Source organism: Pseudomonas sp. AC355, assembly GCF_979258205.1.
Map to the genome: position 1 here is coordinate 1,200,720 of NZ_OZ409843.1, position 13,806 is coordinate 1,214,525.

The 13,806-nt window shown below is 62.1% G+C and carries 11 protein-coding genes and 2 pseudogenes; 5 read left to right on the top strand and 8 right to left on the bottom strand.

Features of this window, described 5'->3' with window-relative positions; genetic code table 11:
• Together ACZ0AI_RS05705 and ACZ0AI_RS05710 are read left to right on the top strand one after the other, a co-directional pair.
• Positions 1-1,067 (top strand): annotated as a pseudogene (locus tag ACZ0AI_RS05705) (phosphotransferase family protein).
• A 24-nt stretch (positions 1,068-1,091) separates the two neighbouring features.
• Complete coding sequence (locus ACZ0AI_RS05710; protein WP_225832179.1) at positions 1,092-1,859, top strand: SDR family oxidoreductase; 768 nt, start codon at positions 1,092-1,094, stop codon at positions 1,857-1,859.
• Between the two features lie 11 nt (positions 1,860-1,870).
• Here the strand turns inward: ACZ0AI_RS05710 and ACZ0AI_RS05715 are convergent, their stop codons facing one another.
• Positions 1,871-2,518 carry a hypothetical protein gene (locus ACZ0AI_RS05715; RefSeq protein ID WP_463564946.1) on the bottom strand — a complete coding sequence of 216 codons (648 nt, stop codon included), beginning with the start codon at positions 2,516-2,518 and terminating at the stop codon, positions 1,871-1,873.
• Between the two features lie 98 nt (positions 2,519-2,616).
• Here ACZ0AI_RS05715 and ACZ0AI_RS05720 point away from each other — a divergent pair.
• Positions 2,617-3,401 (top strand): annotated as a pseudogene (locus tag ACZ0AI_RS05720) (TSUP family transporter).
• Here ACZ0AI_RS05720 and nudC read toward each other — a convergent pair.
• The 7 genes from nudC to ACZ0AI_RS05755 form a co-directional block, all read right to left on the bottom strand.
• Positions 3,369-4,199, bottom strand: a complete 831-nt coding sequence (gene nudC, locus ACZ0AI_RS05725) for an NAD(+) diphosphatase (protein WP_463564947.1) — start codon at positions 4,197-4,199, stop codon at positions 3,369-3,371. The pseudogene ACZ0AI_RS05720 and the gene nudC overlap by 33 nt on opposite strands.
• A complete protein-coding gene (locus ACZ0AI_RS05730; RefSeq protein WP_225832172.1) occupies positions 4,199-5,857 on the bottom strand; it encodes a ferrous iron transporter B in 1,659 nt (552 codons plus the stop codon). The genes nudC and ACZ0AI_RS05730 overlap by 1 nt, the downstream gene beginning before the upstream one ends.
• A gap of 38 nt (positions 5,858-5,895) precedes the next feature.
• Positions 5,896-6,708, bottom strand: a complete 813-nt coding sequence (locus tag ACZ0AI_RS05735) for a crotonase/enoyl-CoA hydratase family protein (protein WP_225832169.1) — start codon at positions 6,706-6,708, stop codon at positions 5,896-5,898.
• A 196-nt stretch (positions 6,709-6,904) separates the two neighbouring features.
• Positions 6,905-9,163 (bottom strand): Orn/Lys/Arg family decarboxylase, encoded by a 2,259-nt coding sequence (locus tag ACZ0AI_RS05740; RefSeq protein ID WP_463564948.1) that lies wholly within the window; start codon positions 9,161-9,163, stop codon positions 6,905-6,907.
• A gap of 115 nt (positions 9,164-9,278) precedes the next feature.
• Positions 9,279-10,022: a DNA polymerase III subunit epsilon gene (gene dnaQ, locus ACZ0AI_RS05745; RefSeq protein WP_225832165.1), complete on the bottom strand. Its 744-nt coding sequence runs from the start codon at positions 10,020-10,022 to the stop codon at positions 9,279-9,281.
• Positions 10,015-10,467 carry a ribonuclease HI gene (rnhA, locus tag ACZ0AI_RS05750; protein ID WP_225832163.1) on the bottom strand — a complete coding sequence of 151 codons (453 nt, stop codon included), beginning with the start codon at positions 10,465-10,467 and terminating at the stop codon, positions 10,015-10,017. Before rnhA ends, dnaQ begins: the two co-directional genes overlap by 8 nt.
• A 46-nt stretch (positions 10,468-10,513) precedes the next feature.
• Entirely contained in the window at positions 10,514-11,275 is a 762-nt protein-coding gene (locus ACZ0AI_RS05755; RefSeq protein ID WP_463564949.1) for a methyltransferase domain-containing protein, read from the bottom strand.
• An 88-nt stretch (positions 11,276-11,363) separates the two neighbouring features.
• Between ACZ0AI_RS05755 and gloB the strand changes: the two genes are divergently transcribed.
• On the top strand, positions 11,364-12,137 hold the full coding sequence (gene gloB / locus ACZ0AI_RS05760; RefSeq protein ID WP_463566056.1) for a hydroxyacylglutathione hydrolase: 774 nt from the start codon (positions 11,364-11,366) through the stop codon (positions 12,135-12,137).
• A gap of 99 nt (positions 12,138-12,236) precedes the next feature.
• Positions 12,237-13,793, top strand: coding sequence for a lytic transglycosylase (locus tag ACZ0AI_RS05765; RefSeq protein WP_463564950.1), 1,557 nt, complete (start codon positions 12,237-12,239; stop codon positions 13,791-13,793).
• Positions 13,794-13,806 lie beyond the last annotated feature (13 nt).

The window sequence follows — 13,806 nt, forward strand, 5'->3', positions numbered from 1 at the left end:
ATGACACTCACCGACCGATCCAGCGCCATCCGCCAGGGCGAGGAACTCGACGCCACGGCCATCGATGCCTACCTCAAGGCTCATGTCGCCGGCCTGAGCGGCGAGCCGCAGATCAGCCAGTTTCCGGGCGGGGCCTCGAACCTCACCTACCTGCTGTGCTATGCCGATCAGGAGTTGGTGCTGCGTCGCCCGCCGTTTGGCAGCAAGGCGAAGTCCGCCCATGACATGGGCCGCGAATTCCGCATCCTCAACCAGTTGCGCGACGCCTTCCCCTATTGCCCGCAGGCCTTCGTGCACTGCACCGACCAGGCTGTCATCGGCGCAGAGTTCTACGTGATGGAGCGCGTCGAGGGCATCATCCTGCGTGCCGATCTGCCTGCCGAACTGCAGTTCACGCCTGCGCAGACCACCTCGCTGTGCAAGAGCTTCATTGATCGCCTGGTGGAACTCCATCAGGTCGATTACGCCGCTTGCGGCCTGGCCGATCTTGGCAGGCCGGACGGCTATGTGGCGCGGCAGATCAGCGGCTGGAGCGAGCGCTACGATAACGCCCGCACACCCGACGCCCCGCTCTGGCGAGAGGTCAGGAACTGGCTGCAGGAGAAGATGCCGGCCGACCACCCGCAACCGGCAATCGTGCACAACGACTACCGCTTCGACAATGTGATCCTCGATCCGCAGGACCCATGCGCATCATCGGCGTGCTCGACTGGGAGCTCACCACACTGGGCGACCCGCTGATGGATCTGGGCAATACCCTGGCCTACTGGATCGAGGCGGATGATCCACCTGCCGTGCAGATGATGCGCCGCCAGCCGAGCAATGCCCCCGGCATGCTGACTCGCCAGGCCTTCGTCGACTACTACGCGCAACGCTCCGGCATCGAGATCGAGCGCTTCGACTTCTATTACATCTACGGCCTGTTCCGCCTCGCCGGAATCGTCCAGCAGATCTATTACCGTTACTACCACGGTCAGACCGCCGACAAGCGCTTCGCCTCCTTCGTGCAGATGAACGTATTGCTGGAACAGATGGCTCTTGGGGTCATCGCGCGCTCGTCACTTTGACGTCACCCATTCAGAGAGGCTCATATGTCCAAGACCCAGTTGTTCGACCTCGATGGCAAGATTGCCTTCGTATCCGGTGCCAGCCGCGGGATCGGTGAAGCGATCGCCCATCTGCTGGCCCAGCAAGGCGCCCAGGTGATCGTCGCCAGCCGCAAGCTGGACGACTGCCAGACGGTGGCGGATGCCATCATTGCCAAAGGTGGCAAGGCGGTGGCGATGGCTTGTCACATTGGCGAAATGGAGCAGATCCAGGCGGTATTCGCTCAAATTCGCGAGCGCTTCGGCCGCCTCGACATTCTGGTCAACAACGCCGCCACCAACCCGCAGTTCTGCAACGTGCTGGATACCGATCTCGGCGCCTTCCAGAAGACCGTCGACGTGAATATCCGCGGCTATTACTTCATGTCCATCGAAGGCGGCAAGCTGATGAAGGAAGGTGGCGGCGGCAGCATCATCAACGTAGCGTCGATCAACGGCGTGTCACCGGGTGAGTTCCAGGGCATCTATTCGGTCACCAAGGCCGCAGTGATCAGCATGACTAAGGTGTTCGCCAAGGAATGCGCGCAGTTTGGCATCCGTTGCAATGCCCTGCTCCCGGGCCTCACCGATACCCGCTTCGCCTCGGCGCTGACCAAGAACGAAGCGATCCTCAACTTCGCCCTGCAGCGCATTCCGCTCAAGCGCGTGGCCGACCCAAGCGAAATGGCCGGCGCGGTGCTCTACCTGGCCAGCGATGCGTCGAGTTACACCACCGGCGTGTCGCTGAATGTCGACGGTGGCTTCCTGTCCTGAAGCTGGGCGCCTTACTGCCAGTCCTGCAGCGCTTGGTGGGCGGCCTGGTTCATCGGCTGGGCCAGCAACCCGGTAGGCGTCAGGCTGATGTTGAACACCGCCCCGTCGGCCATCGGTAGATAGGTCACGCGGCGGGCCTGGGCATCGAACATGAACAGGTCGTGCTGCCCCACACGCAGCCAGCGCCACAGGTCGACGCCATACAGGCTTTGGGTTAGTTCCACCTGGGTGTAGCGAGCCTGGCTCTGTTGCTCGATGGCCAGGAAGCGGCTGTTGAGCTTCTCCAACCGATAGCCCGGCTCCAATCCAATCAAAGCGGCCAAGCCCTTCCATTGCAGCAGGCGCGCATCCAGTTGCCACAGGTCGCCTTCAAGGTTGACGCTGCGCTGGGCACCGCCCTCGGTGATATCGACCTGGTAAACGTTACCCGCGCGATGGAAGCTCAGAGTCAGCAGCGGCTTGTCCTCCGGCCAGGGGTCGTAACGACTGAGGTCATAGGCCACCAGTCCGACCAGCACCGCGACAGCCAGAAAGACCAGGCCGCAGGTGCCGCGCAGCCAGGCCAGAAACCAACGCCCGCCAAACAGGATACGAACTGCGACGAAGACCACCAGCAGCGCCAGTAGGGCTGTTGCCCAGGCAAGACCGTTGTACTGCATGGAATCAATTCCTTGTGCGTGAAAATGTCGGCATTATGCGCAGCGCATTCGCATGCGAATAGCGCTGACACCGCACAATCGGATACAGGTCGCCTTTTATGTCCTTCCCGTTCGAAATGGCCGTCGATCCCACGACGTTGCTACTGCTCGCCCTGGTTGCCTTCATCGCCGGGTTTATCGACGCCATTGCAGGGGGGGCGGGCTGCTGACCATTCCCGCCCTGCTCACCACCGGTATGCCGCCGCACCTGGTGCTGGGCACCAGCAAACTCTGCGCAACCTTTGGCTCAGGCACTGCCGGCTATGCGTTCTATCGGCGCAAGTTGTTCACCCCGGCCAAGTGGCGCAACGCGATGATCGGCACCGCCATCGGCGCCATTGCCGGTGCCGTACTGGTGCACTGGATACCCGCGGAATGGATCAACAAGATGCTGCCGGTGGTGGTATTCGCCTGCGGCATCTATCTGCTGTTCGGCAAGACGCCCAGCGCACCGCTGGATGCCGACCTGCCGATCGCCAAAAAACGCCAGTGGCCGCAGAGCCTGACCTTGGGTTTCTACGACGGCGTGGCTGGCTCCGGTACCGGCGCTTTCTGGACGGTCAGCACGCTACTGATGTATCCGCTCGATCTGGTGCGCGCCAGTGGCGTGGCACGCTCGATGAACTTCATCAGTAATGCCTGCGCACTGGTGGTGTTCATCGCGGCGGGTCAGGTGGCTTGGTTGGTGGGGCTGTGCATGGGCTTTTCGCTGATGGGCGGCGCCTTTCTCGGCGCGCGCACAGCGATTGGCGGTGGCTCGAAGTTCATCCGCCCGGTGTTCATTCTGGTGGTTCTGGGCCTGACTACGCGGCTAGTCTGGCAGCACTGGTTCGGCGCGGCCTAGGCGGCGCGCCACATACAGGTCGATCAGGTAACGAGCGATGGATCGGGATGCCGGCAATGGCGGTAGCTCATGTACCGAAAACCACTGCGCGTCTTCGATCTCCGCTTCCTGCCTGACGATCTCACCACCGGCATAACGGGCATGGAAGCCCAGCATCAGCGAGTGCGGAAACGGCCAGTTCTGGCTGCCTTGATACTCGATATCGCAGACTTCCACGCCCACCTCTTCGCGCACTTCCCGTGCCACGCATTGCTCCACCGACTCGCCAGGCTCGACGAAACCGGCCAGGGTGCTGTACACGCCAGTGACGAAGCGCGGTGAACGAGCCAGCAGCACCTCGTCACCACGGGTGACCAGCACGATCATGCTCGGCGACAAGCGCGGGTACTGGCGCAGGAGGCAGCGTGGGCAATGCATCGCACGCTCGCCTATTACAGGCTCCATGGCAGTGGCACAGCCGCCACAGAAGCGATTATCACTGGCCCAGGTGCCGATCTGCGCCGCGTAGCCAAGCATCTGGAACAATTCGGCATCACCTTCGAGCATGACCTGACGCAGGCCCTGCCAGCTGCACCCCGGCAGCTCGGCCTTGTGCTCCAGCTCCAGCAGGTAGAGTGGATCGCCGCGAAAATGCCCGAGGCCATGCTCGGCGATTACCGGCAGGCCCTGCTTCTTCAACCAGTCACGGGGAAACAGCAGGCCATTGGTATCGGCCAGAAAATGCTGTCGGTGGTGAGCCAGCACCCAGCCTCCAGGTTGCCCACAATCCAGCAGCTCGGGCAACCAGCTCGGGGTCATCAGGCCGCCACCTCTTGACCCAGGGCGCGCACGCTCTCCGCAGCCAGATCCAGCACGCTCGGCTGTGCCAAACCGTTATCGGCTTCCAGGTAATATTCAAGGCTGCTCAGCGCATCGGCGAGCACTTCCAGGCGCGCATCGGCTGGCATCTGCTCGGCATCGAGCATCTGTGTCTGGATGTAGTCCGCACAGGCGCCGACCAACGCCGCCGCACGTTCCTGGCCAAGAAACCACAAGCCGCCACGAACCGCCTGCAGGCTGAATGGCACGTTGGCCAGGTGCATGCGGTCACCAGACGCTTCGAGGTAGGCGGTGATCGCGCGTTTGGCCAGCGCCAAGCCCGCACGCGCTTCATCCAAGACGACGATCCGCGCTTCGAAAAGCTGATGCTGGGCGAAGGTACAAATCTCCGGTTCCGGGCGTGGCACGCTCACTCGCTCACCACGCTCGAGCGTTGCTACCATGCCTTCGACATAGAGCACGACGTCCGCCAGAACGACCAATTGCTCTGGCTCTGCTGGGGCGCCCTCACACCAGCCATTAACCGTCGGCAATTGGTTGGACAGTGAATTGCCCGCGGAACTGAGGCCGACCATGGCCAGCGTCTTGCTCAGTTTGCCCAGTAATGCATGCAGGTTGGTCAAACCCTCCTCCTGCAAAGTGCCGCGTTCGATCAGATCGAGCAAATCCTTGACGCTGGCCAGCTCTTCACGAATGGCCGAGCTGAGCGAACGCATCACCGCCTGTCCGGGCCCGGAGAGTCGCTGATACTCCTCTTCCAGCAGGTGATCGGTAAACGGCAACGGCGTGATGCCAAACAACTCGCGCACCTCACCTGCCAGCGCACCTCGACCACCGGACAGCGCGACCAGATACAGCAATTCCTTGAGCAGGCTGCGCGGCGGTTCGTAGGCACCATTGACGAGCATCTGTCGTAATTCGCGGTCGATCCGCGAGAACAGCTGCTTGCGCGATTTGCGCGGCAACAGCTGGCCATCGTTCTGCGCTTCGAGGGCTGCCGCACTCAACCAACACAGGCGACCGCGCGGCTCGTTGGCGAACAACCCGTCCAAGCGGCTCATCGCACGCCCCATCAACTTCATGCTGGCGGCAGGATTTTGCTCGCGGATAAAACCAAGCAGCCCTACCTGATACATCTGTCGCAGACGGCGGCCTTCGCTTTCCTTGGCGGCGGCATCCAGCGCCGGTGGCACCATGCGCGGCCGGGCCTGGTCGAGGCGTACGCTGAAGAAAAAGCTTTCCGGTAGTGGTGGCTGCTTGCAGGCCTGGCGCAGATCATTGATCGCCGGCAGCAGCAGTTCGGGCATTTCCTGACGATGCGCGTCCAGGCCTTCGAGATACCGACGCAGTACGTGCAGGGCATTGCTCAGTGCCGCCAACTGGGCGTCGCGTTCGGAGCCCACACCAGCGGGAATGTCAGTCGCCTGGTCGAGCACTTCCTGGGCGAGCAGCTCGGCACCGGTGAGTTCGATCAGGTTGAGCGTACCGCGCACCTGTTGCAGATTGTCCACGGCCTGCTGCAGCAAGCTGCCGTTATTGCGCTCGACGATGAACTGTTCGAGGCTCGCTTCGGCCTCTTCGATCGTGGCGAACAGTTCGTTGCGAACCAGCCCCAGTGACGATGCTCCAGAAACCATTCGCTATTGTGCCCCCTGCACAGGTATATGAAGCCGCATCAGTCGGCGAACTCCGGGTGCTGCTTGCTCATATGGGCCGCCATGGCCACGCGAAGATCAGCAGACTGCAACATGGCGGCATTCCACGTGGCGACGTATTCGAGTCCGTCGTCGACGCGATGATCGCGCATATAGCGAATCATTTCCTTGGTACCGCTCACGGCAATCGGCGATTTTGCAGCGATCACCCGTGCAATGTCCATGACCCCCGCAAGTAGCGTGTCGGCATCGCTGAACACCCGGTTGACCAGCCCGATTTCCCGAGCCTCGGCGGCGCCGACCGTACGCCCGGTGTAGGCCAGCTCACGGAGCATGCCGTCACCAATGATTCGCGGCAGCCGCTGCAGAGTGCCGACATCGGCGGCCATGCCAATATCGATTTCCTTGATGGCGAACTGAGCATCCTCGGCGCAGTAGCGCATGTCGCACGCCGACACCAGGTCGATCGCGCCGCCCAGGCAATAACCCTGAATGGCTGCCAGCACCGGCTTGCTGCATTCATCGACGGCGTTGAACGAGGCCTGCAGCTCGAGAATCTTGCGCCGCAGCGTCCGAGCATTACGACCCGCATCCTTACCCAGCTGAGTGCCGAGCTGCGCCAGCAGGCTGAGGTCGATGCCCGAGGAAAAGTGCTTGCCTGCACCGGACAACACCACCGCGCGCACCTCATCGGTCTCGTCGATCCAGCGGAAGATCTCGATGATTTCCGTCCAGAAGGCGGCGTTCATGGCGTTGATCTTGTCAGGACGATTGATCACCACATGGGCGACCTTGTCCAACAGCTCGACACGAAAGGCCTGATACTCGGTCATGGCAGTCATCCTCGGCAGACGGCGCTGGGCGCTCGGGTACGTTCAGTATCTAAAAGCGGCTTGTGAGCCCCCGCGACGGCAGCTGCTTGAGAACCGCGCAACTATAGCAAGCGGCGCCTGAAAGTCGATCACGCCCGGTGTGACGTACAGCACGCCTCGCCCAAGCCGATGTTTCTGCATGACGCCTGTAACGCGGTTATGCCTCGATGATGCAATCGACCGTGTAATAACTGCCCTGCTCGCCCTGGTGACGTTGCAATCCGTGCACGTCGGCATCGAAGCCAGGAAAACGCTGCTCGAAAGCCCTGGCGAAGCGCAGATAGTCAATGATAGAGCGAGTTTCCGCGGTGAACCGCTCGCCCGGCATGATCAGCGGAATACCCGGCGGGTAAGGCACCAGCATCACCGCAGCGATGCGCCCTTCGACGTCATCGACCAGCACCTCCTCCACCTCGCCGCGTACCAGCTGGTTATAGGCGTCGGCCGGTTTCAAGGCAATTTCAGGCAGCACGGTGTACATGCGCTTGAGGGATTTTGCGGTGGCGTTTTCGCGGTAGCAATCGTGCAGCGCATCGCACAGATCGCGCAGCCCCATGCCCTGATAACGGCTGGCGCCTTCACGGGCCACCGAAGGCAGTACTGAGGCCAGTGGCAGGTTGGCGTCATAGCTGCGCTTGAACTCCAGCAGCTCGGTCAGCAGCGTGCTCCACTTGCCCTTGGTGATGCCCATGGAAAACAGCACCAGGAACGAGTACAGGCCGGTCTTCTCGACCACCAGGCCACGTTCCCAGAGAAACTTGCTGACCACCGCCGCAGGAATACCGCGTTCATCGAGACGACCGCCTGCGGTCAGCCCAGGCATGACCAAGGTCACCTTGATCGGATCGAGCAGCACGTAATCCTCGGCTACATCGCCGAAGCCGTGCCAGTCGGCATCGGGCTGCAGCAGCCAGTCCGGCGTCGATACGTCGTCGGCGCCTTCGGTCTGCGGTGGCTGCCAGATGCTGAACCACCAATCCTCACTGCTCAGGCTCTGACCGAGGTTGGCCAGGGCACGGCGGAAGCTCAGGGCTTCGTCGAAGGTTTCCTGGATCAGCGAACGCCCGGCCGGCCCTTCCATCATCGCCGAAGCGACGTCCAGCGAGGCGATGATGCCGTACTGCGGCGAGGTGGAGATATGCATCATGAACGCTTCGTTAAAGCGGTCGCGGTCGAGCTTGCGCACGCCGCCGTCCTGGACGTGAATCATCGACGCCTGGCTGAAGGCAGCCAGCAGCTTGTGGGTCGAATGGGTGGTGAACACCATCGGCCCGCCCGCCTCACGCGTGGTGCCCATGCCGTAGCGGCCGGCGTAGAACTCGTGGAAGGCGGCGTAGGCATACCAGGCTTCGTCGAAGTGCAAAACTTCCACCGAATCGCCGAGGGTGCGCTTGATCAGCTCGGCGTTGTAGCACAGCCCGTCGTAGGTCGAGTTGGTGACCACCACCAGCTTGACCTTCGGCTCACGGCCGCGGGCCAGCGGGCTGGCATCGATCTTGGCCTGGATCGACTCGCGGGAGAACTCGCTCAGCGGAATCGGCCCGATGATGCCCAGCTCGTTGCGCTCCGGCGATAGGTACAGCGGAATCGCCCCGGTCATGATGATCGCGTGGAGGATCGACTTGTGGCAGTTGCGATCGACCAAAACCAGGTCATCGCGGCCAACCATCGAATGCCAGACGATCTTGTTGGCGGTCGAGGTGCCGTTGATCACGAAGTAGGTGTGGTCGGCGCCGAAGTTGCGCGCGGCCCGCTCTTCGGCGGCGGCCAGGGGGCCGGTGTGGTCGAGCAGCGAGCCCAGTTCGGGCACCGATACCGAAAGATCGGAGCGCAGGGTGTTCTCGCCGAAGAACTGGTGGAAGGCCTGCCCGACCGGGCTCTTGCGATAGGCCACGCCGCCGCCGTGGCCCGGCGTGTGCCAGGAATAATTGGACTGCGAGGTGTGCTGCACCAGCGCTTTGAAGAACGGCGGCAGCAGGCCATCGAGGTAATTGCGGGCAGCGCGCGCCACCTGGCGAGCCAGAAACGGCACGGTGTCTTCGAACAGATAGAGAATACCGCGCAATTGGTTGAGATCGGCCATGGCTTCGGCCGGCGCATTTTCGATGGTGACCTGCTCGCCCAGGGCAAAGATCGGCAACTGCGGCGCACGCCGACGGGCGATGCGGATCAGCGCGACCATGTCCTGCAGCAAATGGCGGTTTTCCCCGGCGCCCTCGGCGGCGACCAGAATGCAGGCCAGGCCATGATGGGTCGACGCGACGATATGCCCTTCCGCCGAACTAGCGGTGGAGAGGATGGTGAAACCGTCCTGCTCCAGTTCCTGGGCGATGGCCCGTACCCGCTCGCCGGCCACGGTATCGGCCTTGATATCACGATGAACGATGAGTACGGGGAACTTGAGGTCTTTGTACATCAGCTACACCTGAGGTCACACGGGATTGGCCCGCTGTGCCCTCAGGGTAGAGGGTCGCCGGAGAGGACGGAACCCCTCGCAGGCGGTGCTATACGAAAAGGTCGCAATTCGCCGCTCAGGAGGCGGATGTACCCTGCTCCAGCTGCGCCCATAGCGCCGGTGCGCCGGCGGACTTCTCGATAGCGGCCAGTCGTGCAACGTGTGCGGCAACGTCGTCGGCACTGGCAGCGATCACGGCGCCACGCGCGCGATCAGCCGGCAGACGGCGGATCGGCGTCGGTTGCTGGCGGCCGTTACCGTCGCCCTCCGAACCATCGCCGGCCAGGGACAGATTGGTCTGCCCACCGGTCATCGCCAGATAGACGTCGGCCAGGATCTCCGAGTCGAGCAAGGCGCCGTGCAGTTCGCGGCCGGAGTTATCGACGCCGTAGCGCTTGCACAGCGCATCAAGGCTGTTGCGCTGGCCCGGATGGCGCTCGCGGGCCATTTGCAGGCTGTCGAGCACGTCGCAGTAGGAAGCCAGATCGGCGCGCTCGTGCTGACCGATCAGATTGAACTCGTTGTTGAGGAAGCCCACGTCGAACGGCGCGTTGTGGATGATCAGCTGCGCGCCCTTGATGAACTCGTAGAACTCGTCGGCGACCTCTTTGAAGCGCGGCTTGTCCTTGAGGTCTTCACTGGTAATACCGTGGACTGCGATGGCGCCTTCGTCGATCTCACGATCGGGCTGCAGGTACACGTGGAAATGGCGCCCGGTCAAGCGGCGACCCTCAACCTCGACGCAGCCGATCTCGATGACCCGGTGGCCATCGCCTACCGGCATACCGGTAGTTTCAGTATCCAGTACGACTCTACGCACGCTTCATGCTCCTGATATCTTCGACGCCGCGGTTGGCCAGTTGGTCAGCACGCTCGTTGCCCGGATGGCCGATGTGGCCGCGCACCCACTGCCAGGTCACGTTGTGGCGGTTGACCTGCTCGTCCAGCTGCTGCCACAGGTCGGCGTTCTTCACCGGTTCTTTCGCGGCGGTTTTCCAGCCACGCTTCTTCCAGTTGGGCATCCATTCCTGAATACCCTTCATGACGTACTGCGAGTCGGTGACCAAGCGCACGTCACAGGGGCGCTTCAGCTCGGCGAGGCCGCGGATCGCGCCCATCAACTCCATGCGGTTGTTGGTGGTCGCTAGTTCACCGCCCCACAGTTCCTTCTCCACACCCTGGAACACCAGCAATGCGCCCCAGCCACCGACGCCAGGATTGCCCTTGCAGGCACCGTCGGTGTAAAGCTCAACTTGTTCGGACATTCAGCGCCTTTCTATCTATGGTCTGATTCGAGATTGCAGCGGTTGCTCAGGGTGCATCGCTATCGCGACGGCTGACCTTGGCAACCGGCATGGGCACCAGCTTGCCCATCGGCTCGCGACGGGACTGGCGCAGGGGGCGCAGACCGACCACCAGCTTGCGCGCTACCAATACGTAAAAACCGCCACCCGGCGACTGCCAGGCACCGCCCCAGCGTTCCAGCGGGGCCAACCGAGCCTGCCAGGCAGCGGAAGCAAGCGGCGGACGATAACACCCGAAGCGCCGTTTCTCCAGCGCGAAGCCGAGCAGGTTGAGCCAGTCGGCAAGACGCCCGGGAGCGATGCAGCGGGCATCGTGGAGAACGTCATGAGCGAACAGATGACGTGCGCCCCAGGCACTCAGCGGGTTGATGCCTACCACCAGCAAGTGACCACCTGCACGCACGCTGCGCGCAGCCTCGCGCAACAGGCCATGAGGCGACTGGCAGAAGTCCAGGCCATGCTGCAACACCACCACGTCGGCGGCCTGCTCGACCAGCGGCCAGGACTGCTCTTCACAGACGATCTCGACGCCGGCGAACGGCGCGCCAAGGCGCACGCTGCGCTGGATCTGCTGGGTCTCGATGGAGGTTTCGGCGCATGGGCCGTAATGCACCAGGTAACCGCCGAAGAAACGTGCCAGTTCCTCATCCAGCAGGCGCTGCTCCTGCTCCAGCAGCAGGCGCCCCAAGGGGGTGGTGAACCACTCTCGGGCAGCACCAATCAGCTGCAGCCAATCGGCATCAGCCTGAGCAAAGGGATTGTCGCTCATGGACGCTTGTTCATAGGGATTACCTGCATAGCCATCTTCAACAATGACACCTAAGATGCACCTTTGTCCCCAACTTGGCGACCACCTGATGATCAAGATCGAAGCCCTGAGTGCATTCTCGGACAATTACATCTGGCTGTTACAGGATGAACGGCACAAGCGCGTCGCCGTGGTCGACCCCGGTGATGCGGCGCCCGTGCAGGCCTGGTTGCAGGCGCATCCAGGCTGGACGCTGAGCGACATCCTGATCACCCACCATCACCCGGATCACGTAGGCGGCGTCGAGCAATTGCGCCGCGACAATGGTGCGCGCGTCTATGGCCCGGCCAAGGAAAACATCCCCGCCCGCGATCAGGCGCTGGTCGATGGTGAGCATATAGAAGTGCTCGGTCTGACCCTGCAGGTGATTGAGGTGCCGGGCCACACCCTGGGCCACATTGCCTTCTATCAAGGCGACCATCACTGGCTGTTCAGTGGCGACACCCTGTTCGCCGCGGGTTGCGGCCGGCTGTTCGAAGGTACCCCCGCGCAGATGCACCATTCGCTGCAGCGCCTTGCCGCGTTGCCGGATGACACCCTGATCTACTGCGCCCACGAATACACCCTGAGCAACCTGCGCTTCGCCCACGCAGTGGAACCCGGCAACCCGGCCGTGACCGAACGCCTGCAACAGGTCAGCGAATGGCGTGATCAGGGCCGTATCAGCTTGCCCTCCGTGCTGGAACTGGAGCGCGCGACCAACCCCTTTCTGCGCGGCGCTGAAACATCGGTTAAAAAAATGATCGCCAGCCGCGAGGGTCGCTCGATCGACAGCGAGGCCGAGGTCTTCGCGGCATTACGTGCCTGGAAAGATCACTTCTGAAACACGACTGGGCCGCAAAAACCCTGGTCAAAACTTGACCACCCCTGGATCGGTTTCTAGAATCCTCCAACTTTCGATCCAGGACACCCCCACTAACCAATGCCTTATCAGCCCTGTAACTCACTGAATTCAAAGGCATTGTCCTTGCGTTATCCGGCGCTTGCAGTGGCCATTTTTGCCATTCTCAGCGGCTGTCAAAGCCTGGATCAACAGACCATTGACTCAGCCCCTGCGGTCGATCTGAGCGGCAGGACGCCGCACGAGCCTCTGTGGATCAATGGGCCGGCTCAGGCTGAGCAACCCAAGGACATCTGGGAACGGGTGCGAGCGGGTTATCAGTTGCAGGACAACATCGGCGTCAACCCGCGTATCGAACAGCAGCGCCTGTGGTTCGCCAGCAACCCGTCTTTCGTCGAGAAGTCCGGCGAGCGCAGCAACCCGTACATTCACTACATCGTCGAGCGTCTGCAAGAACGCAACATGCCGATGGAATTGGCACTGCTGCCGATGATCGAAAGTGCCTACAACCCATTTGCCTACTCTCCAGCCGATGCAGTTGGCCTGTGGCAGTTCATCCCGTCTACTGGGCGCAACTTCAACCTGCGCCAGACCAGTTGGTACGACGGCCGTCGCGATGTCACCGCCTCCACCCAGGCCGCCATGAACTACCTGGCCCGTCTGCACGAGATGTTCAATGGTGACTGGCTGCTGGCCCTGGCTGCCTACAACGCCGGTGAAGGTCGAGTCAGCCGGGCTATCGAGCGCAACCAGAAGCTCGGCCTGCCGACCGACTACTGGAACCTCTCGCTGCCTCAGGAAACTCAGAACTACGTACCCAAACTGCTCGCCCTGTCCCAGGTGATCATGGCGCCCAGCGCTTACGGCGTGAGCCTGAGCCCAATCGCCAACGAACCCTACTTCGAGGAAGTTGAGCTCAAGCAGCGCATGGATCTTTCCCGGGTCGCCGCCCTCGCAGAAGTCGATGAAGACGAGCTTTACCTGCTCAATCCGGCCTTCAAGAAACGCATCACCGTCGACGGCCCACAGCATCTGCTGGTACCGACCGAGAAGGTCGAGCTGCTGACCGCCAACCTGTCGACCCTCAAGCCAGAGGATCTGCAGAACTGGCAAGAGTACGTGGTGCGTCCGGGCGATAACCTGCACGGTATCGCCAACCGCTACGAGCTGAGCGTTGCCAGTATCAAGGAGCTCAACCAGATCGCCGGCAACACCCTGCGTGTCGGTCAGCATCTCAATTTGCCAAGCACGGCGCAGCCGGCACCGGACTCGACACCGCAACGCACTGCCAACACCGCCATCGCCTCGCGCAGCTACCAGGTACGCAACGGTGACAACCTGTGGCAGATCGCCAAGGCACATAACGTCTCGGTAACCGACATCCAGCACTGGAATGCGCTCAAGGGCAATTCCCTGCGCGTCGGCCAGGATCTAAAGCTGCAGGGTGTCGCGAGCACCCAGGCAGTCGCTCGCGCTGAGCGCGACGACGTGACCTACTACAAGGTACGCAAGGGTGATTCGCTGCACCTGATTGCCAAACGTTTCAAGGTGCAGATGAAGAGTTTGCAGAGCTGGAATCCTAGAACCGGCAAGGCACTCAAGCCGGGGCAGGTGTTGACCCTGCGTCTGCCCAACTGAAGCCCATTGCAAC